This is a genomic window from Burkholderia sp. HI4860 (genome assembly GCF_002223045.2).
Taxonomy (GTDB): Bacteria; Pseudomonadota; Gammaproteobacteria; order Burkholderiales; family Burkholderiaceae; genus Burkholderia.
On sequence record NZ_NKFO02000005.1, the window covers coordinates 649,037 to 675,379 of the forward strand.

A 26,343-nucleotide genomic window follows, 5' to 3' on the forward strand; every position below is an offset into this window, starting at 1 on the left:
CTGCGAGGCCTGGTTCAGTTGCTGGCGAGACTGCTTTTCAGCAGGAATTCCAGCAAGTCGTCCGAGGTCGGTTCGCCCCACGTATCCAGCGCGAGCCATCGGAAGAAGCTGGTCTGCGCGAGCTTGCTCGCCTTCTTCTTCGGCGACAGCGTCAGGTCCTTCGAGCCTGCCACCGTCTCGTTGTAACGCTCGATCAGCTTGGTCTGGTCGTCGATCTCCAGTTCGCGGAAATACGCGCCGGCTTCCTCGACCTTCGCCGCCAGATATTTGTCGCGAATCTGTTCCTGCTTGCTCTGCGCGGATTCCTTCGCCGGCGCCGACGCTTCCGTTCCCTGCCCGTCGGACAGCGTGTAGCCGTGCGTGAGCGCCTTGCGGAAATACGCGGCCACGTTGTCGACCGGGGCCGCATTCTTCTTCGTAGTCCGATTGAGCGTATAGGCAATCGCCGCCTTGATGCGCTGCACGCCATATTGCGTGATCAGCCGGCGCGCTTCCGAGCGCGGGATGCCGAACTTCGCGACCTCCTCGACCAGCGCTTCATTCTTGACGTCGCCATCCTCCACCGTATCGGTGCTCTGCTTGCGCGTCACCTTGAACTGAACCGCCTCCACGCTCCGGCCGGACTTGTGTTCGATCAACTCGAGCGTGTGATCCGAAACTTCGTTCACCTCCTGAATGCATGGCACCAGGACCTTGCTCTTGAACAGCTTGTATTCCTTGTACGACTGCGACGCCTTGTCCTGGCCGAGAATGAGGTCACGAAATTTCGGCAGCGGGATCTTCGCGGTGATGCCGATCCCCTCGTAGCGCACCGTGTTTTCCCACAACGCGAGCGAGTGCGACCGCCGGAACTCGCGGGCGATCCGCATATCGATCAGTGCGTAGATCTCGGGGTTGAGCAACTCGCTGCGAATCTGGTCGGAGAAGCTGTACTTCAGCACCGATTGCTCGAGCTCCGCGCCGGCGAGCAGGCCCGACGCTTTCCAGACGGTCGACCGATCCGCGGCCAGATAGTCCCAGTTGACGACGGTACTGATCAGCGAGTTGACCGTGTCCTTCACGTACTTCGTATTGTTGCTGTTCAACCCGCTCTCGTGCGAAAGCGACGCAAGCGAAATCGAGAAGCTCGTCCGGCCTGGCTCGAAGGCCTCCTGTCGAAGCGCGTTCTTGATCAGCGAGCTGAACATCTTGCGCTGCTGCAGGCCGATCTTTCCGGACTTGGGCGCGATATGAATCGCCTGGACCGCCTTGCGCAGCAAGTCGGGAGGCTCGGGTGTCTGAAACAGTGAAACCTGTTTGTCTGAGCCTTTGCTTGCGGGCTTGCGCGGCATCGTAATGTCCGGATAAGGTGACCTTGTTGAGTGCGGACTTTATACCTTTTCCCGCCGAGGAGCAACGCCCTTGCTCCGGCTTTACTTGCACTGTCTCCGCTAACCTCCCGATATAAAAGGAAAATTCTCAATCAGAAGATTTGTGCGGGACCCCATATCCAGCTACCTTTCGACAAAAATGCTTCCCACAAGCCGCTACCTTTCATGCCCGGACGTGGAAACCCGGCATGAGATTTGCCCTTGGCGAGGTAACCATCCATGGGAAGCAAATGTGGAGAATCGGGATCGTTGGGTGAATTCGTGGTGCTCCGCAGCACAGACCAGGTTTCTTCCCATAACTTGCTACCTTCACCGATTCCCACAGGAGGGTACCTTTCGACAGGCTCCGGCTTCGATGCCTGCGCTGATTTCAGCCCTGAAGGCAACCATCGCCCCCATAAACGGCAACCCATTGTTTTCCCCATAAAAGGTTACCTGTCTGTCCCATCGATCCTGTCCGTGGGAGCGTGCCGCAGAAAATCCTTGAGAAAGGCAATCGAGCCGCCCCAAATGTGACCCATAACTGGCTACCTTTGAGGTGCCCCATAGCCGGCTACCCGAGAAAAATCACTGTGCGACCCGGCGTTCACGGATCCCAAAAGGCGCCCCATAAAAGGCTACCCACCGGCATCCCCATAGACGACTACCCAATGCGTTTCCGGGCCGATTTCCCATAACCGGGTACGCTCGCCCCATATCCACAACCCCGATTCCCCACAACGCGGTACCCGAATCCCCAAATCCACAGACCTTAACTCCCAAGCCCTTACACCTGTGCTCCCATAAATGGGTACCGAACATCCCTCAAACCCTTGTCAGATAAGGCTGTGAGCCGTCCAAAAGTAGTTAAAGAAGTAAACGTGGTTTACAAAAGATGTAAACACACGTGCGCTTCCACAGAAAGACGAACCCCATAAACCGCTACCAATGGGAGCCGTCTATGGTGTCCCTGGCATCTAAACACCTCGATTCGCGCCTGGAAACAATGACTTGGCGCCCTGTTCTACACAGGCTTCAGGCCCGACAAGGCTTCGAAGAAAGGTGAGTACACACTCACATGAGCCTGAAACGTAGAAACCTATGGGAGAAAAACGGTGGAAACGCCCCCGTTTCCAGGTACAGGTTCCCATTTATGGGATCCAAAAAGCGGCTCCGTGACCGCCACTGCGTCCGTTGTCGACCCGAAAAGCAGATCAGCGATCCGGAAACACGAATCTCGCTGGTTTCGTTCACAGCAGTTTGAAATCATCCGGGACGGCAGCCGAAGGGTTTTTTGCACTCATGCTTCGCTGTCCATGGACAAGTTTTTCCGTTCGCCCGCGCGCGTCTCTCGTCAAATTTAGCCTGTGGACCGTGTACGGAGGAAACAGGTGTCGTTCGCTTGTCTGCCTCGGTGGTCTTCCAACTTTCTACCTTTGGCGCCATCAACCGAATTTCGATGCTGTGCGCCTCGGCCACGAGGAGAGGCCCTGGAACGGCTTCCCGCAGATGAACCGGGTGGATCGCACTGTCGGCACGCGTCGCCGGCTCCTGGGTCGATCCAGGGCACGCCGCGAACCAACGTGAAGATGTGGGCAACCAAGAAGCTCACCGCAATCGAATTCGAGCGATGATCCCGAACATGCTCACCTTCCGACAGTTTTGAATCCTGTAAAAGCTCACCAATCAGGCAAGGCCACAGGAATCGACATGCTGTGCTGGCACCGTCACCCGTCTGGGACGCCGGGCAACCCAAGCTGCGGAATGAAAAGCCTGTGACTCGCGCAACGTGCGCGATGCGTTCCTGAGCAGAATCGGACGGCTCACAAGCGTTGCCGCGACATCGCAACCCAATGTGCCACGGTCACCAGACGAGCGCAGCGACATCGATGCGGCACCGTCGGCGCAGCCGTGAAGTGAATCCCGCTATTGTCTTCACCGCACGCAATGTGTTCACACCATTCGTCATACGGACCACAGGACCAAGCGGTGACGCGTTGTACCGGCTCAGGCAACGCTCGGCATCACAGTGCGGCGATTGGTTGCCGGATCGCGAATGCTGTGCGCCGTGGAGATGCAATCGTGCATACCTTGATCGCTGCAAAACCGAATCGTGGTCGTTTATGGGAGGAACCGCCGCTTGAGCCGCGTCGATTGGCAACACAGCACACAGTTCGACTGCTGATGCTGTGATCGCGACTGGCCTGATAACAGTCACATCAGGCGTGAGCATGCGGGCAACACCACCTGTGAAACAGTCGTGGATAACTCGCCTCGCACGGTACCGCGCGTACATGGTCCATCCTCCACGCTGAATCCTGGGTACATCGACCGCTTACTGTCGCCGCAGCAGCACGATCGGCACACGGATCGCTACGTGCGTCACACTTCGTCCTGTCCGTGACCGTCGACCGGCATCCACGTTTTCTCCCATACGTGTATCCCCAACTCCGTTCTCACGTTGGCGCCACATTTCTCGCGACGCGGTTATGATGCACAGGTCCCGAACGCGGCATGACAACCGATCGGGGCAGGGGCGGTATCTCGATGGTCTTTCAATCCGCGATAAACCAGAAAAGAGAGTTCAGCGATGCAAATCCAGATCAGAAAACTCACGCTGGCTGCTACCGCAGCTGCGTTCCTGTTCGGCTCGGCAGTTCCTGCGTTCGCGCAGACCGACGCCAGCGCACCCGCGGCACAGGACGCGAAGGCAGCGAAGAGCCAGGCACGCAAGGCGGCCCGGGCTCAACGCAAGGCAGAGCACAAGGCAGCGCGTGCGAAGAACAACGCCGAGCTGAAGAAACTCGAAGACGCCGGTTACAAGCCCGCGGCCAATGATCCGAACTATCCGCAGAACCTGCAGAACGCGGAGAAGAAAGCCGCCGGCGCTAGCCAGTAAGCGCCGTCCGGCGGCAAGCCACGGTTCGATCCGCGGCTTGCCGCGTGCGTCGCGGCTCCGCGGCGCACATCGAATACAGCATTCCCGGCATCGACGAAGGCAAACGCGATCCAGGCGCCTGCGTTATTTGTTTCGTATTCCTGTCTGTCTTGGCGCGCGCTCCGCACACCGACGCAGTCAATTCCGCACGCCCGGCGCGGCCGTATTTCCCGCCACCTTCAACCAGTCCTTGAATGCCCGCACCGCATCGTCGTTCGCGCGTGCCGAGGCCACGTACGTGAAGTAGCGCCACGGCGGCAGTGCCGGTTCGCTGAACGGCTGTACCAGCCGCCCCTCTGCGATGTCGTCTGCGACGAGCGCGATCGGACCCATCGCGACGCCGAGCCCGTCGAGTGCGCCTTGCAGCGTCAGGTAGAAATGCTCGAGGGTGAGCGAGTGGCGCGGCACGAGATTCGGCTGTCCGGCTGCCGCGAGCCATTCAGGCCACATGCCGGGATAGGTGGCAGCGTGCAGCAGCGTGAAGGCCGCCAGATCGGCAGGCGTATGCAACGGCCGGCCCTCCAGCAGCTTCGGCGCACACACCGGCAGCCGGACTTCGGACAGGAATTCCTCGGCAACGTAACCGTCGATGGCCTGCGGGCCGCCGCGAACGATCAGGTCGACCTTATCGCGCAGTTTGTCGATCGGCTCGTTCGACGTCGACAGCCGCACCTCGATGGCCGGATGGGCGACCTGGAACGAGGACAGCTTCGGCACCAGCCAGCGCAACGAAAACGTCGCAGGCGCGCTTACGCGCAACACGCGCTGCTGCGCGTGCCCGAAATGCTGCGCGGTGGCGAGCGCGATCCGGTCGAACGACGCGCCGACCTCGGCGAGATACGCGCGACCCGAGTCGGTCAGCTCGACCCGCCGGTTATGGCGCTCGAACAGCGGCCGCCCGAGCCAGGCTTCCAGCTGTTGTACGTGCCGGCTGATCGCGCCGTGGGTCACGCACAGTTCGTCCGCGGCCAGCGTGAAGCTGCCGAGACGCGCGGCGGCTTCGAACGCGCGCAGCGAATTCAGCGGAGGGAGTCGTCGGGCCATTGCATCTTTCGTATGATATTTACTCACACGATGGTTCAGGTTTAATCGTTTGATCGGGTGCTCAAGCTTCGCCAATATGGCACACAAACGGCCGGCTCGGCCGAACGATTGTCTGAATTTCTCACATGGAGTGCGGAGCATGCCGAACGTGGTGGTCGTGGGCGCCCAATGGGGCGACGAAGGTAAGGGGCGTGTCGTGGACTGGCTGGCGGCACAGGCCGATCTCGTTGCACGCTACAACGGCGGCCATAACGCGGGTCATACGCTGGTCGTGGGCGGCAAGACGTACAAGCTTGCGCTGCTGCCGAGCGGTGTCGTGCGCGGCAAGCGCGGCGTGATCGGCAACGGCGTGGCGCTCGATCCGGAAGCGCTGCTCGCGGAAATCGGGCGGATGGCCGAGCTCGGGCTGTCGGTGACGCCGGACAACCTGTCGATCGCCGAGAACGCAACGCTGGTGCTGCCGATCCACCGCGCGATCGACCAGGCTCAGGAGCGTCTGCGCCGCGAGCCGATCGGCACCACGCTGCGCGGGATCGGCCCGGCCTACGAGGACAAGGTCGGGCGTCGCGGGCTGCGGGTCGGCGATCTCGCGGAACCGGGCCAGCTCGCCGCCAAGCTGGATGTGCTCGTCGACCATCACAACGCGTGGTTCCGTGGCCTGGGGCTCGACGAGTATTCCCGTGACGCGATGCTGGCGACGCTGGTCGACCTTGCGCCGCGGATCCTGCCGTTCGTGCGCCCCGTCTGGGCCGATCTCAACGACGCGACCGACCGCGGCGAGCGCATCCTGTTCGAAGGGTCCCAAGCCGTGATGCTGGACATCGACTGGGGCACGTACCCGTTCGTGACGTCGTCCGGCACCGTTGCCTCGGCGGCGGCGGCCGGTACCGGGCTCGGTGCGTCGAAGCTCGGCCACGTGCTGGGCGTCACGAAGGCGTATGCGACGCGGGTCGGCGGCGGCCCGTTCCTCACCGAGCTGTCCGACGCGACCGGCGAAACGCTGCGTGCGCGCGGGCAGGAGTTCGGCGTGAATACCGGCCGGCCGCGCCGCTGCGGATGGCTCGACGCCGCGCAATTGCGTCAGGCCGTCAGGATCTCCGGCATCGATTCGCTGGCGCTCACCAAGCTCGACGTGCTCGACGGTTTCGAGTCGATCGAGCTGTGCGTCGGCTACGAACTCGATGGCGTGCGGGTCGATCACCTGCCGGCGAGCCTCGATGCACAGTCGCGAGCGAAACCCGTGTACGAGCGGTTCGACGGCTGGCGCGGCTCCGTGAAGGGGGCACGTGAACGTGCGGCGCTGCCGCGCGCCGCGCAGGATTTCATTGCGCGCGTCGAAGCGGTCGCCGGCGCACCGGTATCGATGATCACGACCGGCGCGGAGCGCGACGACACGATCGTGTTGCGTCATCCGTTCGAGGCGGCCGCCGCGGCCTGATACGTCGTACATGCCGTGAATCGCGTGGCGGCATCGCGGTTGGCGGGTAGTTTTTGCCGATCCGATGCCGGTCGTGCGCCGGTGCGACGGGGCGCGTATGCGCGCGATCCGGACACCGTGTGCACGGCGGCTCGGCGACACGATTCGGCGTCCGGATCACGCCGCATACGGCGAACTGGACACGTCTGCACTGCTACTGTACTGTTCCGCACAATTCGCGCCAGACCGGCCTGCGCCGGCGCTGCCGGCACCATGGCCGCGCGGTGGCGCGACGTGATCTCAATCCCGGGGACAGGTCGATGGACACGTTACAGATGATGCGCATTTTCGTCCGGGTGGCGGAAGAGGGCAGCTTCACGAGCGCAGCCCAGCGCCTGGATATCACGACGGCTTACGCATCGCGGTCGGTCGCGCAGCTCGAAACGCACCTGCGCACGCGCCTGCTCAACCGCAGCACGCGCCGCATCGCGCTGACCGACGCCGGGCAGCGCTATCTCGACCGCTGCCAGCGCATCCTCGGTTATATCGACGAAGCGGAAGCCGAGGCGGCCGACGCACAGGCAAAGCCGTCCGGGCGGCTGCATGTCCACGCGACGACGAGCTTCGGCCAGGCCTACGTGGTGCCCGCAGTCGTGCGCTACCGGCAGCGCTATCCATCGGTCGCGGTCGAGCTGACGCTATCGCAGCACGTGCCCGACATCATCGACGAAGGTTACGACGTGTCGCTGCAGTTGAGCGCGACGGAGTTGCCCGATTCGGGGCTTGTGTCGCAGCGGCTCGGTGAGGTGCACAGCGTGCTGTGTGCGTCGCCCGCGTATCTGAAGGAGCGCGGTACGCCGCGCACGGTGCGCGAGCTCGACGGCCATGCGTGCCTGCAGATCGTCACGCCCGTGTTTCCGCGCGACCGCTGGCACCTCGACGGTCCTGATGGCCCCGAGACATTCGACCTGCCGTTGCCGGATTTCCAGGTGAACATCGCCGATGCACTCGGCGCCGCGCTGCGCGCCGGCCTCGGCATCGGTTCGCTGCCGATGTCGTCGGCATTGCCCGCGCTGGCGAGCGGCTCGCTGGTGCGCGTGCTGCCCGACTACCGGCTGCAGAAGCTGACGGTCTACACGCTGTACGCATCGCGCCAGTATCTCGATGCGAAGATCCGTACGTTCGTCGATTTCCTGCGCGAATGCGTGCCCGAAATGCTGGCCACCGACGAAGCCGCACTGCATGCTTCCTGCAAGTCCTGACGTCGAACCTTCGGCATGTGAGTACGACGTCGCGCATCAATCGCGCAAATAATACGCAGTCCTGTATTTTGCGCGGATATCGGCTGCATCATCAAGGTCGACCAGGGCAATGATGCCCGGGTGACCGGCGTGCCGAACGCGTTCCCGATAACGCCGCCAGCTGTCGTCGGAAACGGCCACTCGTCGTGGACTTCAAAAACGAGAATCGTCTCCACTGCCGCATTGCAGCGGATGACGCCCGCCGAATTCGCGCGTCAGGCAACGGAATCCGCCTCGCCTGACCATTCAACCAGGCCGCAAATCTCCCGTTCCAACCGCGGCTCATTCCGGTTCGGGGTCGGTTCCACCGACCCCACCCGGGTGCATTTGAACTCCATTACAATCAGCCAAGCTGCGCCAACCGAAATGCGCGTAGGGCGGGGTTTCGAATCATTTCCTCCGAGGATTCTATCGAGGGGCAGTCGGCAAATTGCGCGCCGGCGTGAATCAAATCCCCCGCTTCTCGCGACGAAAAACCCTCGCGGAGCCCGCGGCACCCATGGCTCGCGATGCCAGATCACACCTATGAGCACACCAGACAACCGTGAGCCGCATCGTCGCCACCTCGTCGCCCTGGCGATCGACGACAACAGGCAGGCCTGGTACGAGATGGTCATCCCGTTCATCGTGTCGCTGCGCGCGACCGACTACCGGGGCCGTATCGGCGTCATCGGCTACGGCCTGTCCGCGGACAAGCAGCAACGGCTGCTGGACAACGGTATCGAGGTCTACACCGGGGTCGGGGCGGGCGCGTTGCCCTACGACCGCTACATCTCGGCGGCCGCGGTCTTCGACACGAGCCCCGAGCTGCGCACGCTCGCACTCTACGACGCCGACATCTGGTTTCCCGGGCCGCACTTCGACATCTTCGACGTCGTCCCCGACGACGATCACCTGCATGTCGCGCCCGACGCACACTTCTGCGAATTCGTGACGAGCCCGATCGTCGGCGAGCGGAAGGAGGCGTTGAAGCGCCAATGCATTCAGGACGTACTCGACCGGCTGAAGCATCCGCTGCAGGCAGGGCTCGTCGTGGGCGGCCGCGTGGCCTGGGCGCGGTTCGCGCAGCACGTTCACGAACAGGCGGGAAAGATCGGCCAGGACTTTGCCGCGATCTACGGGCTCGATACGACGTTCCTGCATTTATGGGGCGGGCTCGGTCATGTTCGGCTCGTGGGTTGCGAGCACAACTTCGTCACGAAGTGGGGGCTTCACGAGCGGCACGATCTCGATACGGGGCAGGTCGTGCTCGAGCATCGCGGCGCGCGCATTCGCGGCCTGCACATGACGGGAGACATTCGTTACCTGAACCGCTGGCGCTATCTGAGCCGCGATGCGCAGCGCGCGATGGAACTCGGGCAGGCGTTTGCGCTGGCGCTCGAAGCCGACGCCCGGGAACAACCGGCCGCGCTCGATGCGCCGCACGTCGAGCGTTTCGCCGCGATCGGGCTGGCGCTCGTCGCCGCGCACGAGGACGTGCTGCCGAACCTGCCGCGTCTCGCCGCAGGCGTCTCGTTCCGGAATCCGCACGGCTGCTCACTCAATGCGTGGGCGCCCCACCGGGTCGAGTTCGCGGTGACGTGCGAGCGGGCGGAAATCGACGTCAGCCTGTCGCACCTGACCGGACAGCCGTCGGCCATGTGCGCCTGGATCGAACACAACGGCGAAATGCAGCCGCTGGCACTGCCTCACAGTTTCAAGTTCGACGTGAAGCAGAACGATCGGGTGGCGCTGAGTGCGCGCTCGCTGCCCGGGCAGGCGTGTCATGCCGCATGGGATATCGTGATGCGGGAGGCGAACGCATGATGTCGCAACGAAGGGCATTGGCACATCAGGTGTCGGGGCGGCTGGGATGACGCGATGAAGACACCAAACCCGCCCTGTCGTACAAGTTCCGGATCTACCGCATGAGTTGCGATCGCATTTCCTTTCATTCGATTCTGTTGGCTCACCCGGCCGATGCCGTACTCGACAATCATCGCGCTTACTGCGCACGGCATGGATATACGCACACGGCGCATGCGATCGGCAGTCCGGGCAATAGCGATCGCATCCGTCTTTTATACAAGTACAGCCTGGCGAGAAAGGCGGTGGTCGCGGCGCGAGCCGATACGCTGCTGATCTTTGCCGACGATTCGGCAGTCATGTACGAGCCGCTTGCCGCGGATCGCGTGATCGGTGACGCGACGTACTGGATTGCCCAATGTGCGGTCCACAATCGCCCGGACGGGTGCTTCTTCATGCTTCGAGCAGGTCCCGCTGCACTGCAGTGGCTCGACGGTGTTCTCGACGTGCTGCGCGACCATGAAGCGGAATATGGTGCAAGCCGCTGGAACCACTTCGAGCTGGAGGGTATTCCGGCAACACCATACGACCAGCCTCTCGATGGCGCCGCATGGAGCAGCCTGCTCTTCATCCCCTTCGGCCACCATCTGCCCGAACACTCGGCCTTCGTGCTGTCGCTCAATCCGAGCGTACACAAGAACGTCCACGACGATCGAGTCACGAGCCGCCTTGTCGACTACCTCAATACGGTCCAGGCACGTGGCGGCCGGCTGTACGACGACGTCGACATGACACCGGTTTCCGGCGCGCCGTTCGAAGTCGTCAACCCGGGCCAGCCGTTCGCGTTGATCACGAGCTATACGCCGAACATTTCGCTGTACGCCGTCATTTCCGAGCGCAACATCACCGCCTACTGCCGGCGTCACGGCTACACGCACTACATCTACCGGGATACGCCGGCTCATCTGGATCGCAACGTAACGGGCAACTGGAACAAGGCTGCATTGCTGCTTCATCATTTCGATGCCCACCAGCAGGTGGGGTGGATCGATGCGGATATTCTGATTCATACCCCTCGACACCCGATTCACGAAGTCACAAGCAAGCAATCTTTCACGCTGGTGCGGGACATTGCCAACCATCGGCTAAACAGCGGCTTCATGGTTTTCTCCAACACACCCGAATGTCGCGCGTATCTTGAACGCGTTCAAGCGACCATCGATGCCGTGCCCGATAAACTTGGCGTCTACTCGTCGGGTGGAGACCAGATGGCATTTGTGTCCACGTGGGAGGCCGCGGGTGGAAACGCAACGATCCCGCTGTCGGACTGCGTCTCTTTGAACTCGCATCCGTCTCTCTATGATGCGGACAGTTTCATGATTCACTACATGGGCTATCCGGATCGCTTCCGCGCAGTCGTGATGCGATCGGATGCGTCGGATATCGACCGTCGTAATCGTGGTTGAGGTGCGGGACGCACTGCCTGCCCACGCTTCTCGCGGTTCCGGCGCCGCGGGAGTGGCGGGCGTGCTGCACACCGGTATCCGACGCGCTTGAATGGCGCGCCGGTTCGCGTGCGTCAGACGGCGAAAATCCGGCGCTGGTAGTCGAGGATCAGTTGGTCGACGTCGTGGCTGGAGCGTCGCGGCTGGCTTTTCGGCTCGAGCCAGAGCCATCGCATCATCCGGTAACGCGCCTCGACGCACATCAGCCACGCGTCCCAGTCCGACCAGTGGCGAAGCAACGGGATGTTGCGAATGTCGCGCAACCCGTCGCGAATCTCGTACACGTGGAAATGCTCGCCGGCGCGCTGGCACAACGCATCGAACGCCCGTGCGGCTTGCTCCGGGTCGGAAAGCAGGAAATCGTGAATTTCGATGATGACGTGGCTGCCGGAGAGCTGTTCCAGCAGCGCATCGTCGAACAGCTCGAACTCCGCGCCCTCGATATCGCACAGGATGACCCGCTCGGCCGGCGTGCCGCCGTACTCCGCCAGGGTCGCCGGCAGGTTGCGATCGGCCTGGCCGAAGACGGCGACCCGGTCCGCCAGCCCCATTTCCGCTGCCCGATGCTGGATGGCCTGGCGGCGCTGTTCGTCCATCTCGAAACACAGGCTGCGCGCGAAGACGTTGTTTCTGACCAGGCCGATGCCGAAGATCCCGTCGGCCGCCCCCAGGTCCACCAGCACCTTTTCGGGAGATCCGAGTGCTTCGAGAATCGCGCAAATGGCGATCTCGTAGGTGCCGAGCAGGTAGCCGCCCACCGCGACCTCCGCCCATTGACTGACACCGACGGGATACCCGCGAAGGATGCCGTATTGGACAACCGAGCCAGTCTGCTCACGCAGCAACTGCGACAGATAGTGCAGGCGAAGATTCGCGGCTTGAATCGAGCTTTGGTTGAAGTACTGTGCGTGGTCCATTTTTCTCGTTCTCTCGGGATGAGGAGGCGCGTCGGAAAATGCGGCGATGGGGCGCTTGGGCGAATGCGCGGCGTATTGATTAGGATCACATCATAGCGTGCCTGTGAGTGGGAGTATGAATATGGCAAGCGTAATTTTCATCGTGGCCGCCCGTTCAGCGCTCTTGTAGTCGGGCGTCTGCAACGGTGCGCGGAGATACCGGACGAGCGCGCTTCGTATGTCTTCCGAGAGATCGATCGCAGCCTGGATGACCTGGGGCGCGTGTCGACGATACTTTTGCATGCTTTCAGCACCCGCCACGCGGCTCGCGGCTTTGCGATGGACATGAATCGGTCGTGCAGGCGTTTGCACGTCGGTATCCGGTGCAGCCGTGAAGCGTTGCTCGGGGAGGGCGGGCATCACGATGCAGCCGGCCGCTCCGGCGCCTGCGTCGGCAACGGCGACGCACGGGTAAGCAAGACAACGGGCACGGGCAAGCCGTTGCCCCTGGTCGCGGAGGTTGCCCGACGCGAAAACGAAAACGCCACGAATGAAAATCCGTGGCGTTTCTTTTTCCGCAGTCTACGTAGCCGCTCGCGTGGGAGGCGGCGTTACGTTACCCCTGCTTTTCCCAAAGCGTGCGGCCGAAGAACGTCAGCGTGCGATCCCACGCCATTTGCGACCACACCGGATCGAACTGCGTGCCGGCGATGCGGCCGGGGCCGACAGCCGTTTCGTTCGCGAATGCGTGATGCGCGAGATAGCGATGGAACTCGACATTGACCTTCGCATCGGTCAGCTTCTTCTCGAGCGCATCGACCTGGTCGATCGCGAAGAACGCGTCCTGCGTGCCCCAGTGCCCCATCAGCGGCACCTTGAGCTTCGCCGGATCCAGGTAGTCGAGCGGCGGGAGGCCGTACCACGTGACGCCCGCGTCCGCATCGGCGAACTGCAGCGACAGCAGCGTGAGTGCGCCGCCCATGCAGTAACCCGTCACCGCGACACGAGAGGCAAGCGTCTTGAGATGCGTCACGGCGCCCGGAATGTCCTGCGAGGCCGCGTCGCCGAAATCGAGCCCGGTCATCAGGTGGTGCGCTTCCTCTTCCTCGACCGTCGACTTGCCGCGATACAGGTCGGGCACGAGCGCGAAGTAGCCGCAGCGCGCGAGGCGATCCGCGACGCCGCGGATCTGGTCGTTCAGCCCCCACCATTCCTGAATGACGACGACCGCGGGCGCGCCTTCGGTCTTCGCCGGCGTGGCGAGATAGCCCTGCAGTTCCTGGCCGTCCGGGCGTCGAAACGTGATCATGGAACCGGATGTTTGAGACATGAAACCGCTCCTTTTCGAAAAATGCGATGAGTGCGGCATCGGGGCCGGCCCGCGGGCGCGGCGACGATCGGGCAAGCCGGGCGTCGTGGTTCCGCTCGCGTTCGTTTCGGCCGGCGCCGACCACGCGGCCATTCTATGCGCAAACACCGGCTGCCGTCGTGAACGAAGCCGCGCGGCACGCGACTCGCAAGATCGCATCGATCGGGCGCGCGATCCGTTCCGGGAGCGGACGACCGGAAAACAAACACCCCGCCCCGACGAACGGGAGCGGGGTGTTTCGTTTGCTGCGCGCGTATCGGAATACGCGGTCGCGTGTCCGGCTTACTGGCCGAAATACACGGAGTCGCGGCCATCCTGCTTGACTGCGATCGCGCGGCCGGCGCGTACGCCGGCGGAGGCTTGCGCGCCGTAGCCGGTTTCATCGGCGTTCGTCACGCGGGCCTGGGCGGTCTGCAGCGCGCGCGGGTAATACTGATCGGAGACTTCGGGCTTGTAGCCGGCCTGTTCGAGCTGGACGAGTTCCGCGCGCACCTGGGCACGCGTCAGCTGTCCCGACGGATTCGATTGTGCAAATGCGCCGTACGAGGCGGACAGGGCGGTTGCGGCGACGACAGCGTAGATGAACGACTTCATGATGACCTCCGGTTTCATTGATTTCGCGCTTCGCTTGTTGCGTTCAGCGGTTGATTGCATCGTAGCGATCGCGTTACCGGTCGGAAATACGCGTTCCAGCGAATAATTATTGCAACTGGGTAAACGATCCGGGGCGGCGGGCATTTCATCCGATGATTGCGAGGCTGTCCGGCGCTTGATAGGAACTGCGGACAGAGCCATGAGTGTGGCGATGCCGTCGATCGGTCGGGGCCACAAAACGATCAGTTAAATCGCATTCCGAAATATTTTCGTGAGGCTGTTTATATCGCTCGTGCCGGATTTGTGGCGCACGGCCGCGTCACTCGACCAGGACTGCCTGCCGTTTCCGGTATTCGGCGGGGGTGATGCCGACGTGCCGGGTGAACGACCGCCTGAGCGTATCGACATTCGCGAAGCCGCATTTCGCGGCGACCTGTTTCGGCGTGTCGTGACCGTTCTCGAGCAAGTGGCGGGCGGCCGAAATGCGAGTCGCCTCGACCCATGCGGCCGGCGTCATGCCGACTTCCGCGCGGAACAGGCGTGCGAAGTGGCGCGGGCTCATGCCCGCATGCTTCGCCATCTCCGCTACCGAATGCTCGAGTTCCGGATTCGCCGCGATCCAGCGCTGAACTTCCTGCAGTACCGAACGTCCGGCGGGGCGTGCCTCGCCCTTGCGGCTGAACTGGAGTTGTCCGCCGGGGCGCTTGAAGAACATGACCAGTTGAGCGGCGACGCGCCGCGCGATCTCGCGGCCGAGATCTTCCTCGACCAGCGCGAGTGCGAGATCGAGCCCGGCCGTGACGCCCGCGCCGGTGCGCAGCTTGCCGTCGCGCACGTACAGTGCGTCCGCGTCGACGGCGAGCGACGGATACGCTTCGGCAAACGCATCGGCCGCAGCCCAGTGCGTGGTCAGGTGACGGCCTTTCAGCAGGCCGGTGGCCGCGAGGATGAACGCGCCGGTGCAGATCGAGCCGTAGCGCTTGCTCTGCACGGCCGCCGCCCGCAGCCACGCGAGGACGTCGGTGCGCAGTGCGATCCGGCCGGCGCTCGGCGCGCCGGCGACCAGCAGCGTGTCGATGCGTTCAGGAATGTCGGGAACGATCCAGTCGGGCAGCAACTGCGCACCGGACGAACTGCGGATCGGACCGGACTCGCTGGCGATGATCCGCAACGTATAGAACGGCTTCCCGCATTCGGCGTTCGCTTGCGCGAAGACGTCGAGCGGTGCGGAGACATCGAGCAGTTGAACGCCCGGAACGGCGAAAATTCCTACGACCTTCGGCATGATCGATGGTGTGTCGTGTCGAACGTGACGGGTAGCAGTATAGAGGCGCCAGCGGCGCGCGATGCTCGCAGACGGGCCTGTTTCCGGCGTTCTTCCTGCCGCGCGGGCGCCCTGTCCGTCCGTCGCGCAAAATGGCAGGATTTGACGTAATACGTCTATTGGAGACAGCTATCGGACGCCGGAGAATCGAGGGTGTTTTCAATGGAGGTCGATCATGACTGAGAACGTTGCAGGCATCACCATTCCCGATAGCCAATTGACGCGCGAAATCACCGAGCTCGTTCGCGATACCGCGTCTCCGTTGCTGTTCCATCATTCCAGCCGAGTGTTCTATTTCGCGGCGCTTGCGGGCCAGCGGCGCGGGCTGAAATACGATCCCGAGCTGCTCTACTGCGGCTGCATGTTCCACGACATGGGGCTCACGCACAAACACAGCAGCGCATGCGAGCGTTTCGAGGTGGACGGCGCCAACGCCGCACGCGATTTCCTGAAGGGCAAGGGCATTTCGCAGCAGGATATCGACGTCGTGTGGACCTCGATCGCGCTGCATACCACGCCGGGCATCCCGCAGCACATGCATCCGGTGATCGCGCTCGTTACCGCGGGCGTCGAGATGGATGTGCTGGGCCTGACGTATCCGGAATACAGCGATGTGGAGCGCGAGGCCGTCGTTCGTGCGCATCCGCGTACGCCGCACTTCAAGGAAGACATCATTCAGGCGTTCTACGACGGGATCAAGCACAAGCCTGACACGACGTTCGGCAACGTGAAGGCCGACGTGCTCGCCGACAAGGATCCGCATTTCCACGCAGGCAATTTCTGCAGCGTGATCCGGTCGTCCGCGTGGGCCGGCTGATTGCTCGCGGTATGGCGCACGATCCCGGATATTGAGTGGCGGTCGTGCGCGAAAAGTGAATCGTGGCTCCTGAATGGCCAAGTCGTGCGACTGTATATGGCAACCGCACGATCGAACCCGGGCACACGTGAACGCGGCATCGTCCGGCGATAACGCCATCATTCGGACAGCCGGCGCGGGCGGCCCCGCACCGTTGCAGGACGTCTGGCGCGATCGCGCAGTGATCCTCATGGCGCGGGCATCGCGACGACGCAGGTTCGGCTGGCGGCGGCGTCGAGGCAAGCGGGGGCGGGTTCGTGTTGCGGCATCGGCCGCGTCGCGGACCGAAAGGTACCCGTGTATGGGAGCGTAATTCGTAACGCTGCCGGATTTTCAACCGATACGAACGTTCCGATGGATTCCACACTTCATGACTTACCCGACAGCCCCTGTGTCGGTGTGTGCTCGACGTTGTTCGACGATGTCTGCAAGGGATGCGGCCGAACGGCCGACGAGGTCTCGCAATGGGTGTTCATGACCGACGACGAGAAACGCGCGATATGGGAGCGTATCCGGCACGAGTGCACGGCGATGCGGTTCCGTCGCGATGGACGGTGAATCGCCGGGGGCGGCGTTCCGGGTGATGCAGGCACGCTTGAAGAACGTCCACTTGTCCTGATCGAACCGATCGACCTTGCCGGGAAGGATGAGCCGGCCAAATTGGAGAAAACGAAATCAGTTAAAAAGTTGTTACGTGACAACCGTACGACGCTTGTCGGGACTTTATATACTGAATAATTGCACCCCATCCCGGGGCGAATCTTCGATTCGCGGCCACAGAAGCTTGCCATCCAGATGGAGGGGCACGTCGTCCTCGCCTCCGCCGGCACCTCGACGAGCACCACAGACACGCCCCTCATCCGCATCCGCAGGTTGTCGGCAAAACGCCTATAATGATTGGGCAAATTGCCGGGAGAGGTCATGAGCACCATTGCTTTCCATCCTTCGGGCGTCGCGCATCCGCGTCAGGCCGAATTCACGATTCTCGAACAGCTGCTGGCGATCCCTGTCCGATCGGGGGCCGATCTTGCCGAGCTGGCGAGCGCCCGCATCGACGTCTCGGTGATCGACCGTCTGTCCGAGCGCGGGCTGAAATCCGACGAGCTGGCCTTCATCATTCCGCGTCGCACGCTGAGCCATCGTCGTCAGGCGCACGAACGCCTGTCGCAGGAGGAATCCGACAAGGCGATCCGTCTCGCGCGCATCGTCGCGCAGGCGACCGCCACGTTCGGCGACCAGGAGAAGGCGATGGCGTGGCTGCGCAACGGGCTTCAGCGCTTCGGTGGCCGCACGTCGCTCGACATGGCGAGCACCGAGCATGGCGCGCGGCTCGTCGAGGAGGCCCTCACGCAGATCGACGAGGGGTACTTCGCTTGACGACGCTGTGGCGAATCAGCAATTTCGCCGACCTGAAAGGGATCGGCGGGTTGCGTGCCGGCGGGCGCTGGCATTTTGCCGGGCAGCCCGTCGTGTATCTCGCCGAGCATCCGGCGCTCGCCCTGCTCGAGACGCTCGTTCATTTCGAAATCGCCACGGTCGCGCAATTGCCGAGCGGATACCAGTTGCTTCGCATCGAGGTGGCCGATTCGGTCGATATCGCCGAAATCGCGGAGGGCGACGCGCCGGACGACTGGCGAACCAACGTCGACTGGACCCGCAGCGCCGGCACCGAATGGCTGCACACGCAGCCGAGCGCGCTGCTGCGCGTGCCGAGCGTCGTCGTGCCGCACGCGCACAACTTCCTGCTGAATCCGCTCCATCCGGCCGCTTCCGAGGTCCGTATCGCCGAAGTCATGCATTCGCCGTACGACACGCGGATTCTGCGGCTGATCCAGTCGCCGCCGGGCGAATAGGGCGCCGAACGTCACGCGGCCCGCGCCGAGCGCGGGCGGGTTCAGCGCTCGTGCGCGGCGCGATCCGCGGCCGCATCGGGCGGCAGCGTTTGCCGGATACGCGTGACCGTCCGCGTGCTGACGAGACCGAGCATCGCACTGACGTCGGCATGCGCGTGGCCCGCAAGCAACTGGCGCCGCGCATACGTATTGCGCAGCACGCGCGGGCTCATGTCCGCCGCGTGGAAACCGATCGCGGTCAGCGCGTCGCGCACCACGAGCAGCAGGAACATGTCGTTCATCGCGCCGCCGCCGCGGGGCGCGGGAAACAGCAACGCGGAGGGAGGCGTGTCTGCCGAGCGCGTCCGCCATGCGGCGAGCGGCGCCAGCGCAAATTCGGCGAGCGTGATTCGACGCGCCGGCCGCGCCCGATCGCGCGGCACGGCGAGCGCAGGCGGCTGCGCGTCGAGATCGGGCGCGTCGCAGGTCGCCGCCCGTATCTCGGCCGACGTGATGCCGCTCGCAAGCAGCAGTGCGACGATCGCGCGATTCCTGCAGTCGGTCAGCGTGTCGTTTGCTTGCGGCTGCACATGGCGCTGCAGCGCCGCGTCGGCATCGGGCGGCAGATAGCACGGCTCCGGTTCGCCGTCCGGCCAGGCGAGATCGCGCGTCGTCCGGCCGGCCGGATGGATCGTGCGCACGCCGATTTCGACCAGATGCCGGCCCAGTCGGTCGATCAGCTTCGCGTAGCGCACGCGGGTCGACGTGCCGGGCGCGCAGGTGCGCTCGAGTTCCGCCAGGAAGGCCGCGACGTGGTCGGGGCCGAACGTGGCCAGCGACACGCGTCGTGCGATCAGATAACGCAGGAACCGTTCGAACATCGCGACATGCTGCACGACCGATCGCGGCGCGAACGGCCGGCGATCGGCGCCGGTCGCGGCGGTTTCCTGCCACGTGCGGAAGGCGCCAACGGGGTCGTGAATCCAGCGATTCGTATCCATGCACGATTTATAGCCGGACGCGGTCACGCCGGCAATCGTCCCGATGTCCTATCGGCCGCCCGGCCCGATGCAAGCGACGTGTCAGTGCGCGGTACGCGTGTCGTCGATGCCGTCGTTGTTCATCGTCAGGTAGACCAGCACGAGCAGCAGCGTGATGAAGAAGCGGAATGCATCCGGCACGCCGTTCCATTGCTTCGACATCCACATGCCGAACCACTCGCCGCCGACCGACATGAAGGCGACCTGCCACGTGAGGAAGCCGAGCGTCAGGCCGGCAATCGCATACGCCTTGGCCGCACGGAATGCCGTATCGCCGGCGCGTCGCGCGCGCAGCAGGCGGGCACCGCCGATCCAGCACAGCACGGCCGTCAGCGTTTCCATCGAGATGATGCCGATATAGCCGGCATGATGAACCCATGTCGTGCCGATTGCGCGATACATGATCCCGTTGCCGGGGAACGTCGTGTCCATCAGGAACACGTGATGCACGAACGCGAAATTCGTCGCGTAGTCGGTGAGGTTGCCGAACGCGACGAGCGAGGCGAAAAAGGCCATGGCAAGCACCATGGCTGACTTGGAGAGACGAACCATCATAATGGACTCCGAAATGAATGGGCAGGCGAAAGCGCGACCGCGCGGCGATCAGCCGGCGTTCGGGGCGATACTTGCGTGAGCGTGTCCGGCGGGGCCGGCGGTTTGCGTGCGTGGCACGGCGGCGCGGAGATCGGGACTGGAAAACCTGAAGCCGGGGCGGCGTCGAGGAGACGCACGCGCCGGCTGGATCGAGTGCCCGCGCCAGGAGGGAGCGGCGATTGTCGGTCGAACGACGGGTGTCGTCAAGCGGGGCCCGCGCGCGTGTCGCGCTGCCGGCCGTCGTCGTCAGGCGTCGCGCGAAGGCGCGGTTGCCGCTGCCGTTCCCGCCTGTCCGCTTAGTCGCGCCAGCGCAGCGAACGCCAGTTGCGTTGCAATGGCCGCGAGCGTGCCGGCCGCCATGCCGTTGCCGAGCACGATCTGCACCGGTGCGCCGAAATGGCGATACAGGTTCGGCACCAGGATCGGCGCGAGGCCGACGACGAGCGCGGCCGCGAGCGTGTACTGGTTGGCGCGCGCGTGCAGGTCGACGCTGGCGAGCAGCCGGATGCCCATCACGCCGATCATCGCGAACACCACCAGCGCGGTGCCGCCGACCACGGCGGCCGGAATCGCATACGCGAGCCGCGCGAGCGGCGCGAACAGCGCGATGACGATCAGGATCGCGCCGGCGGCAGCCGTCACGTAGCGTGAGCGCACGCCGGTCGTCTGCACGACACCGATATTCTCGGCGCTGGTCACGATCAACGGCGTGCCGAACAGCGCGCCGGCGAGCGACGCCAGCGCATCGCCGCGTATCGTCTTCGGCACGTCGCGCGACAGCGAGATCGCCTTGCCGCACGTTTCTCCGACGGCGACCGTCTGCGCGGTGGCCTCGGCCATCGAGATCGCGGTGAAGATCAGCAGCGGCAGCGCGGCTAGCAGATCGAAGCGCGGCATCCCGAACGGCAGCCAGACCGGATAGGTGAACAGCGGGCCGCGCCACACGTCGGCGAGCGCCGGCATCGCATCGAGCGCCCAGCCGAGCGTCGCACCGGCCATCAGGCCGATCAGCACCGCGAGACGCCCGAGCGTGCCGCGAAACGCACCGGCCACGACGACGGTAGCGACGATCGTGGCCAGCGCGAGGCCGAGCGCGCGCGGCTGGGCAAAGTCGGCCGAACCGGGCTGGCCGACGACAATCGCCGCGTAGATCCGGATCAGGTTGACCGACACGAGCAGCAGCATCGCGCCGACGACGACGCGCGGAAAGAGCCGCAGGCAGCGCGTGAAGACGGGCAACAGCACCCAGTAGAACGCGCTGGCCAGCAACGCCGAGCCGGCCGCCGTCGGCAGGCCCGATTGCGCGGCGATGCCGGCGAACAGCATCGTCGGCGCACCGCCGGGCACCATCACGAACGGCATGCGTGCGCCGATCGGCCCGGCGCCGAGCGATTGGACCAGCGTGCCGATCCCGCACGCGAAGAACGTCGCGCCGATCAGCTGGACCGTCAGGTCCGCCGGCAGCGCGAGCACTTTTGCGATCAGGAACACGGCCGTGATCGGGGACGCGGCCATCGACAGCACATGCTGCAGCCCGAACAGCGCGAGCTGCCAGGCGGGCAGCCGTGCGTCGACGGGTGTTGAGATCGGATCGTGCGACACGGCAGGCCCCTTCGAAGCGAACGGCGACGAGCGCCGGAAACCGGCGGTGAACGAACGGTCAGGCCTGCAGCCAGGGCAGTTGCGCGGCGCTGTAGCGGAACGTCTGGAATACGCTGTTGAGCTGCCCGGGGCCGGTCTTGCGCGCGGCTTCGTCCGGGTATTCGGCGAACCACGGAATCACGTATTCCCAGACGACCTCGCCGGCGGGCGTCACTTCGAACAGCCGGCCCGTCGACGATTCGGTGATGTGCGTGTTGCCGTTCGGCAAGCGTTGCGCGTTGCCCATGAACGGCGTGTAGAACAGGTTCACGACATCATCCGCATACGACCACACGACGCGCTGCGTCGCCGGATCGATCTCGACGACGCGCGAGAACACGACGTGCGCGCCGTGGCGGAAATTGCCGTTGTCGAACGCGAGGATGTTGCCGTTCGGAAGCGGCACCGGCGCATGCTGGTGGGAAACGACGTCGGGCCCGATCCGCAGGTCGACGCGGCCGGTCGAGCGATTCACGCCGATGATGCCCGACGTCGTGCGCAGGCTCATCAGCACGCGGCCGTTCGCATCGACCGCGAGGCCGTTGACGAGCGGCCAGTGATAGCGCCCGAAACCGGCCGCGATCGGGAAATCCTCGGGCCGCAGATGGTCGCGCGCATGCCATTCCCAGACGATCTGCCCGGCCCGGTTCACTTCGCGGATCACGTCCGCATACATCACCTCGTCGTCGCCGTGTGGCGTGCCGCCCGGCACGCGCCGCGCGAACGCGGCGTCGACCGGCTCGCACGCGGCGTAGAGCAGATTGCCGTTCGGCAGCCACTGCGCATCGTGGTGGTGCGCGGGATCCTCGTAACGCCAGACGGTTTCGCCTTGCGGCGTGACTTCGTAGAAGTCGCCGCCATGCCACATCGACCACGGCGCATAGCGCGATTCGGATTGCGGATGGTTGCCGTTGTAGCCGAGGTTGCCGTTCGGGAGGATCACCGCATGGCGGCCGGGGCGTACGGGCATCTTCCACTGATGCACGACTTCGCCGTCGATGCCGACGAGATAGACGTTCCCGTCGGCCGTCTGCGGCGCGATGAGCGTATAGCCGCCAGCGGACAGGGCGGGATCGTGGGCGATGAGGCCGACGCCACGGCGGCGCTGGGTAATCTGGTCGACGGTTGTCACTGCAGTCTCCATTCGAATCGGATGCGGGGATGCAGCGGAATCTAGATGATCCGGACAGTCAGTAAAACTGGATTATTCTTGACGGCCTGTTCGGAAAAATCTAACGGACCTTTCATGCGTTCGATATCGCAGACATTCCGCTGTTTCGACGAGGTCGCGAGGCGCGGCTCGATTCGCAAGGCGGCCGACGCGCTGCACCTGACCGCTGCGGCGGTGCACCAGCAGATCCGCAATCTCGAGGACCAGATCGGCGTGCCGCTGTTCGACCGGCTGCCGCGCGGCATGCAGTTGACGCTCGCCGGCGAGATCGTGATCGCGGCCGTGCGGCGCGGCCAGCGCGACTTCGACAACGCGCTCACTCAAGTCGAGGACCTGCGTGCGCTGCGTCGCGGGCACGTGAACCTGGCGGTACCCGCGTCGACCGCGGAAAGGCTCGTGCCCGACGCGATCCTCGCTGCGATGCGGCGCTATCCGGGCGTCACGTACAGCGTGCGTTCGGGAAACGGCGAGAGCATCGTGCGCTGGGTCGAGACAGGCGAGGCCGATATTGGCTATGCGCTGCGCCGGCGCACGGCGGCGGGCGTCGTCGAGGTGCGCGCATTCGCTCAGCCGCTGGGTGTCGTCACGGCGCCCGGCCACCCACTTGCGGCGGCCGGCGGCAAGGTGCGGCTGCGCGACTGTTTCGCGCATCCGCTGATCCTGATGACGCCCGACACGGAGCTGCGCGCGATGTTCGACCAGATCGATGCGCGGCAGCCGCGCAACGTGCGGCCGCTGATCGAGACGGGCTCGGTGCCGATGGTGCGGCGCCTCGCGGCCGAAGGCGCGGGTGTCGGCTTCCTGATCGCCGAGAACGTCGCGGACGACGTGGCCGCCGGCCGGCTCGCGTGGACGCCGCTTGCCGATGCGGGGGCGCGCTCGTTCAGCTGCATCTATCAGCGGGCCGACATGAGCGCGACCGTTGCGATGACGATGTTTCTCGAGTTCTTCTCCGAGGCGATCGAAGCGATGGAGAGCGGCTTCGCGCGCGACGGTGGCGCAGCCGGCAAGCGCCGTCGGGCAGCAAAGTAACGCCATCGGCCGCGCAGGCGTATCGCACTGCGATGCAGTGCAGCACGCGAACCCGCGTGCGGAATCGGTGACGTTGCGCACACAACATCCGGCCGCGCGACGCCAATCCCTTATTGCGGAAAAAATTCTGTTCGTGGGACTATCGAACGCGTTGCCGGCGCACCGAGGGGGGCGCAGGCAGCGTGATGTCCATCGCAACGACCTACGAGAACATCGGCAGACAATGAACAGAACAGCGATTTTTCCGTATGCGTCCGCGTTGCTCGCGGCCGCCCTGTTGACGGCATGCGGCGGCGACGTCGAGAACGAAGCAGGCCGCACGCCGACACCTTCCACCGATGCGAGCTGCCTCGCGGTCGACAACAGCGGCGCGACGGTCGTGGTGGGCTCGAACCAGCCGGGCGACCCGTCGCTGCCGGAAGCGTCGTCGGGCTATCGCACCGGGATGAAGCCGGTTTATGCGAAGACCTATCTGGTGGCCACGTCGAACGCGTACGCGAGCGCGGCCGGCTGCGCGGTGCTGAAGAAGGGCGGCACGGCCGCCGACGCGGCAGTCGCCGTGCAGGCCGTGCTCGGCCTGACCGTGCCCGAGGCGACGGGCCTCGGGTCCGGCGGCGTGCTGCTCTACTACGATGCGCGCGGCAAGACGCTGCAGGCGTACGACGGCCGGGAAACCGCGCCGGCGGCCGCGACGGAGAACTATCTGCGCTACGTCGATGACGCGACCGACCACTCCGCACCGCTGCCGAACGCACGGGCGAGCGGCCGCTCGATCGGCACGATCGGCGTGCCGAGGCTGATCGAGGCACTGCAGCAGGATCACGGCCGCTTGCCGTGGCAGAGCCTGTTCGGCGATGCGATCACGCTTGCGACCAACGGCTTCCCGATCGGTGGCCGGCTCGCCGACGCGATCGCGGCGAACGCCGCGAACCTGAAGCGCGACCCCGAGGCCGCCGCGTATTTCCTGAACGCCGACGGCTCGCCGAAGACGCTCGGCACCGTGCTGAAGAATCCCGCGTATGCGCGCACGCTGACGCTGATGGCGCAGTCGGGTGCGAACGCGCTGTACACGGGGCAGATCGCGCAGGACATCGTTGCGAAGATCGCGACGACGAAGGGCGCGGACGGGTCGACGCTCACGCCGGGCAAGACGACCGTCGCCGACCTTGCCGCGTACCAGGCGAAGCGCCGCGATCCGGTGTGCACGACCTATCGCAGCTACTGGGTATGCGGGATGCCGCCGCCGTCGTCGGGCGGCATCGCGGTCGCGTCGGCGCTCGGCATTCTCGAGAACTTCGACCTGAAGTCGCTGAAGCCCACGGCGATCGATCTCGAAGGCGGCAAGCCGACCGTCGCGGGCGTGCACCTCATCACCGAGGCGGAACGGCTTGCGTATGCCGACCGCGACAAGTACGTGGCCGATACCGATTTCGTGCAGCTGCCGGGCGGCACGTGGAACACGCTGCTGAACAAGCCGTACCTGAAATCGCGCGCGGCGCTGATCGATCCGGCCAAGAGCATGGGCACCGCACAGCCCGGCAATCTGGGCGCGGTGCCGCTTGGTGTCGACACGACGCTGATCGAGCACGGTACGAACCAGTTCACGATCGTCGACGGCGACGGTAACGTGCTGAGCGCGACGACGACGGTCGAGTCGAGCATGGGTTCGTTCCACATGACCAACGGCTTCCTGCTGAACAACCAGCTGACCGATTTTTCCGCGAATCCGGTCGATAGCGCGGGCAATCCGGTGGCCAACCGCCTGCAGCCGGGCAAGCGGCCGCGCAGTTCGATGGCGCCGACGATCGTGTTCGGGCAGGCCGCGGACGGTTCGCGTGGCGATTTCGTGATGGCGACCGGTTCGCCGGGCGGCGGCACGATTCCGCAATATGTGGTCAAGACGCTCGTCGGCGCGCTCGACTGGGGACTCGATGCGCAGCAGTCGGCGGGGCTCGTCGACTTCGGTGCGAGCAACAGCCCGACGACCACGATCGGCGGCGAGCACCCCAACGTCAATACGGCGAACAACGGGGCGAACGATCCGCTGATCACGGGGCTGCTCGCACTCGGGCACAAGGTATCGACCTCCGCGCAGGCGAGCGGCGTCAATACCGTGATGCGTGTGACGGTCGGCCAGTCGCCCGCATTGCAGGGCGGCACCGATCCGCGGCGTGAAGGCGTCGTGCTCGGCGATACGTTCCGGCCGTAACCGGGCAGGACGCGCGGCCCCGAACTGCCTGCATGCAGCAGCGGGCGGTCGGGGCCGCGCGTCGCGAACGCGTCGCAATGACGAACACGCATCTGCTTGAAATGGACGCCGTCCTGTCGGCGCCGGGCTTTTTCGATTTCCTCGGCGACCTGGATTGCGATCGCGCGCTGGACAGCCGCGATGCCGAGCCGTTCGACGCGCTGTGGATGGCGTCGTTCGATGAAGTCGATGCCGATCCAGGCACGGCGGTCGACCGGCTGGCGGTGAGCGCGCCGAGGGAAAAGGCGTTCAAGCTCGCGCTCGGCGCAGCGGGGAACGCCGGTGTGGCGGCATGCGTATCCGACGATATCGAACTCATCGCGAGGAACTGGTTGTCGGGCCGCACCGATGGCTGGGCGACACACGTTCTTTGGAATGCTTATCGAAGCGGCCGGTTTCCCTGTTAG

Annotated in this window: 22 protein-coding genes; 12 read left to right on the forward strand and 10 right to left on the reverse strand. The window is 64.5% G+C overall.

The window, feature by feature from the left end:
- Nucleotides 1-14: 14 nt before the first annotated feature.
- Nucleotides 15-1,331, reverse strand: a complete 1,317-nt coding sequence (locus CFB34_RS37000) for a replication initiation protein (protein ID WP_089444613.1) — start codon at nt 1,329-1,331, stop codon at nt 15-17.
- 2,608 nt (nt 1,332-3,939) lie between these two features.
- Between CFB34_RS37000 and CFB34_RS37005 the strand changes: the two genes are divergently transcribed.
- Nucleotides 3,940-4,248, forward strand: a complete 309-nt coding sequence (locus CFB34_RS37005; RefSeq protein ID WP_046547226.1) for a hypothetical protein — start codon at nt 3,940-3,942, stop codon at nt 4,246-4,248.
- Nucleotides 4,249-4,425: 177 nt separating this feature from the next.
- On the opposite strand, the gene gcvA is transcribed toward CFB34_RS37005, so the two are convergent.
- A complete protein-coding gene (gene gcvA / locus CFB34_RS37010) occupies nt 4,426-5,331 on the reverse strand; it encodes a transcriptional regulator GcvA (protein ID WP_089444614.1) in 906 nt (301 codons plus the stop codon).
- 139 nt (nt 5,332-5,470) lie between these two features.
- On the opposite strand from gcvA, the gene CFB34_RS37015 reads away from it, so the two are divergent.
- From CFB34_RS37015 to CFB34_RS37030, 4 genes are all read left to right on the forward strand, one after another.
- Complete coding sequence (locus CFB34_RS37015) at nt 5,471-6,769, forward strand: adenylosuccinate synthase (RefSeq protein ID WP_089444615.1); 1,299 nt, start codon at nt 5,471-5,473, stop codon at nt 6,767-6,769.
- Nucleotides 6,770-7,068: 299 nt separating this feature from the next.
- Nucleotides 7,069-8,010: a LysR family transcriptional regulator gene (locus tag CFB34_RS37020; RefSeq protein ID WP_089444616.1), complete on the forward strand. Its 942-nt coding sequence runs from the start codon at nt 7,069-7,071 to the stop codon at nt 8,008-8,010.
- Between the two features lie 564 nt (nt 8,011-8,574).
- Nucleotides 8,575-9,855, forward strand: a complete 1,281-nt coding sequence (locus CFB34_RS37025; RefSeq protein WP_089444617.1) for a hypothetical protein — start codon at nt 8,575-8,577, stop codon at nt 9,853-9,855.
- Between the two features lie 101 nt (nt 9,856-9,956).
- Nucleotides 9,957-11,300 carry a hypothetical protein gene (locus CFB34_RS37030; protein ID WP_089444618.1) on the forward strand — a complete coding sequence of 448 codons (1,344 nt, stop codon included), beginning with the start codon at nt 9,957-9,959 and terminating at the stop codon, nt 11,298-11,300.
- A 113-nt stretch (nt 11,301-11,413) separates the two neighbouring features.
- Here CFB34_RS37030 and CFB34_RS37035 read toward each other — a convergent pair whose 3' ends face one another.
- The 4 genes from CFB34_RS37035 to CFB34_RS37050 all read right to left on the reverse strand — a co-directional run bounded on the left by CFB34_RS37035 (nt 11,414) and on the right by CFB34_RS37050 (nt 15,483).
- Nucleotides 11,414-12,256 carry a hypothetical protein gene (locus tag CFB34_RS37035; RefSeq protein WP_089444619.1) on the reverse strand — a complete coding sequence of 281 codons (843 nt, stop codon included), beginning with the start codon at nt 12,254-12,256 and terminating at the stop codon, nt 11,414-11,416.
- Between the two features lie 595 nt (nt 12,257-12,851).
- A complete protein-coding gene (locus CFB34_RS37040; RefSeq protein ID WP_089430049.1) occupies nt 12,852-13,565 on the reverse strand; it encodes a dienelactone hydrolase family protein in 714 nt (237 codons plus the stop codon).
- A gap of 321 nt (nt 13,566-13,886) precedes the next feature.
- The gene (locus CFB34_RS37045) at nt 13,887-14,198 is read right to left on the reverse strand and encodes a DUF4148 domain-containing protein (RefSeq protein ID WP_222153302.1); all 312 of its coding nucleotides are present in this window, start codon (nt 14,196-14,198) and stop codon (nt 13,887-13,889) included.
- A 319-nt stretch (nt 14,199-14,517) separates the two neighbouring features.
- Nucleotides 14,518-15,483 carry a GlxA family transcriptional regulator gene (locus CFB34_RS37050; protein ID WP_089444622.1) on the reverse strand — a complete coding sequence of 322 codons (966 nt, stop codon included), beginning with the start codon at nt 15,481-15,483 and terminating at the stop codon, nt 14,518-14,520.
- 214 nt (nt 15,484-15,697) lie between these two features.
- Here CFB34_RS37050 and CFB34_RS37055 point away from each other — a divergent pair, with 214 nt between their 5' ends.
- The 4 genes from CFB34_RS37055 to CFB34_RS37070 all read left to right on the forward strand — a co-directional run bounded on the left by CFB34_RS37055 (nt 15,698) and on the right by CFB34_RS37070 (nt 18,231).
- Nucleotides 15,698-16,339: an HD domain-containing protein gene (locus CFB34_RS37055; protein WP_011349307.1), complete on the forward strand. Its 642-nt coding sequence runs from the start codon at nt 15,698-15,700 to the stop codon at nt 16,337-16,339.
- A gap of 393 nt (nt 16,340-16,732) precedes the next feature.
- A complete protein-coding gene (locus tag CFB34_RS37060) occupies nt 16,733-16,936 on the forward strand; it encodes a DUF1289 domain-containing protein (protein ID WP_089444623.1) in 204 nt (67 codons plus the stop codon).
- A 363-nt stretch (nt 16,937-17,299) separates the two neighbouring features.
- Nucleotides 17,300-17,755, forward strand: coding sequence for an antitoxin Xre/MbcA/ParS toxin-binding domain-containing protein (locus CFB34_RS37065; RefSeq protein ID WP_089444624.1), 456 nt, complete (start codon nt 17,300-17,302; stop codon nt 17,753-17,755).
- On the forward strand, nt 17,752-18,231 hold the full coding sequence (locus tag CFB34_RS37070) for an RES family NAD+ phosphorylase (RefSeq protein WP_089444625.1): 480 nt from the start codon (nt 17,752-17,754) through the stop codon (nt 18,229-18,231). Before CFB34_RS37065 ends, CFB34_RS37070 begins: the two co-directional genes overlap by 4 nt.
- A gap of 41 nt (nt 18,232-18,272) precedes the next feature.
- Here CFB34_RS37070 and CFB34_RS37075 read toward each other — a convergent pair whose 3' ends face one another.
- From CFB34_RS37075 to CFB34_RS37090, 4 genes are all read right to left on the reverse strand, one after another.
- On the reverse strand, nt 18,273-19,211 hold the full coding sequence (locus CFB34_RS37075) for a tyrosine-type recombinase/integrase (RefSeq protein ID WP_089444626.1): 939 nt from the start codon (nt 19,209-19,211) through the stop codon (nt 18,273-18,275).
- A gap of 81 nt (nt 19,212-19,292) precedes the next feature.
- On the reverse strand, nt 19,293-19,805 hold the full coding sequence (locus tag CFB34_RS37080) for a DUF2165 domain-containing protein (RefSeq protein ID WP_089444627.1): 513 nt from the start codon (nt 19,803-19,805) through the stop codon (nt 19,293-19,295).
- Between the two features lie 285 nt (nt 19,806-20,090).
- Nucleotides 20,091-21,446, reverse strand: coding sequence for a solute carrier family 23 protein (locus CFB34_RS37085; RefSeq protein ID WP_089444628.1), 1,356 nt, complete (start codon nt 21,444-21,446; stop codon nt 20,091-20,093).
- 58 nt (nt 21,447-21,504) lie between these two features.
- The gene (locus tag CFB34_RS37090) at nt 21,505-22,629 is read right to left on the reverse strand and encodes an aryl-sulfate sulfotransferase (RefSeq protein WP_089444629.1); all 1,125 of its coding nucleotides are present in this window, start codon (nt 22,627-22,629) and stop codon (nt 21,505-21,507) included.
- A gap of 102 nt (nt 22,630-22,731) precedes the next feature.
- Here CFB34_RS37090 and CFB34_RS37095 point away from each other — a divergent pair, with 102 nt between their 5' ends.
- From CFB34_RS37095 to CFB34_RS37105, 3 genes are all read left to right on the forward strand, one after another.
- The gene (locus CFB34_RS37095; RefSeq protein ID WP_089444630.1) at nt 22,732-23,688 is read left to right on the forward strand and encodes a LysR family transcriptional regulator; all 957 of its coding nucleotides are present in this window, start codon (nt 22,732-22,734) and stop codon (nt 23,686-23,688) included.
- 223 nt (nt 23,689-23,911) lie between these two features.
- Entirely contained in the window at nt 23,912-25,897 is a 1,986-nt protein-coding gene (locus CFB34_RS37100) for a gamma-glutamyltransferase family protein (protein WP_089444631.1), read from the forward strand.
- A 77-nt stretch (nt 25,898-25,974) separates the two neighbouring features.
- Complete coding sequence (locus CFB34_RS37105; RefSeq protein ID WP_179243797.1) at nt 25,975-26,343, forward strand: hypothetical protein; 369 nt, start codon at nt 25,975-25,977, stop codon at nt 26,341-26,343.

Excerpts from the sequence above, each read along its gene's own strand:
- CFB34_RS37000 (WP_089444613.1), bottom strand. The coding sequence starts at position 1,331 with ATGCCGCGCAAGCCCGCAAGCAAAGGCTCAGACAAACAGGTTTCACTG.
- CFB34_RS37005 (WP_046547226.1), top strand. The coding sequence starts at position 3,940 with ATGCAAATCCAGATCAGAAAACTCACGCTGGCTGCTACCGCAGCTGCG.
- gcvA (WP_089444614.1), bottom strand. The coding sequence starts at position 5,331 with ATGGCCCGACGACTCCCTCCGCTGAATTCGCTGCGCGCGTTCGAAGCC.
- CFB34_RS37015 (WP_089444615.1), top strand. The coding sequence starts at position 5,471 with ATGCCGAACGTGGTGGTCGTGGGCGCCCAATGGGGCGACGAAGGTAAG.
- CFB34_RS37020 (WP_089444616.1), top strand. The coding sequence starts at position 7,069 with ATGGACACGTTACAGATGATGCGCATTTTCGTCCGGGTGGCGGAAGAG.
- CFB34_RS37025 (WP_089444617.1), top strand. The coding sequence starts at position 8,575 with ATGAGCACACCAGACAACCGTGAGCCGCATCGTCGCCACCTCGTCGCC.
- CFB34_RS37030 (WP_089444618.1), top strand. The coding sequence starts at position 9,957 with ATGAGTTGCGATCGCATTTCCTTTCATTCGATTCTGTTGGCTCACCCG.
- CFB34_RS37035 (WP_089444619.1), bottom strand. The coding sequence starts at position 12,256 with ATGGACCACGCACAGTACTTCAACCAAAGCTCGATTCAAGCCGCGAAT.
- CFB34_RS37040 (WP_089430049.1), bottom strand. The coding sequence starts at position 13,565 with ATGTCTCAAACATCCGGTTCCATGATCACGTTTCGACGCCCGGACGGC.
- CFB34_RS37045 (WP_222153302.1), bottom strand. The coding sequence starts at position 14,198 with ATGAAGTCGTTCATCTACGCTGTCGTCGCCGCAACCGCCCTGTCCGCC.
- CFB34_RS37050 (WP_089444622.1), bottom strand. The coding sequence starts at position 15,483 with ATGCCGAAGGTCGTAGGAATTTTCGCCGTTCCGGGCGTTCAACTGCTC.
- CFB34_RS37055 (WP_011349307.1), top strand. The coding sequence starts at position 15,698 with ATGACTGAGAACGTTGCAGGCATCACCATTCCCGATAGCCAATTGACG.
- CFB34_RS37060 (WP_089444623.1), top strand. The coding sequence starts at position 16,733 with ATGGATTCCACACTTCATGACTTACCCGACAGCCCCTGTGTCGGTGTG.
- CFB34_RS37065 (WP_089444624.1), top strand. The coding sequence starts at position 17,300 with ATGAGCACCATTGCTTTCCATCCTTCGGGCGTCGCGCATCCGCGTCAG.
- CFB34_RS37075 (WP_089444626.1), bottom strand. The coding sequence starts at position 19,211 with ATGGATACGAATCGCTGGATTCACGACCCCGTTGGCGCCTTCCGCACG.
- CFB34_RS37080 (WP_089444627.1), bottom strand. The coding sequence starts at position 19,805 with ATGATGGTTCGTCTCTCCAAGTCAGCCATGGTGCTTGCCATGGCCTTT.
- CFB34_RS37090 (WP_089444629.1), bottom strand. The coding sequence starts at position 22,629 with ATGGAGACTGCAGTGACAACCGTCGACCAGATTACCCAGCGCCGCCGT.
- CFB34_RS37095 (WP_089444630.1), top strand. The coding sequence starts at position 22,732 with ATGCGTTCGATATCGCAGACATTCCGCTGTTTCGACGAGGTCGCGAGG.
- CFB34_RS37100 (WP_089444631.1), top strand. The coding sequence starts at position 23,912 with ATGAACAGAACAGCGATTTTTCCGTATGCGTCCGCGTTGCTCGCGGCC.
- CFB34_RS37105 (WP_179243797.1), top strand. The coding sequence starts at position 25,975 with ATGACGAACACGCATCTGCTTGAAATGGACGCCGTCCTGTCGGCGCCG.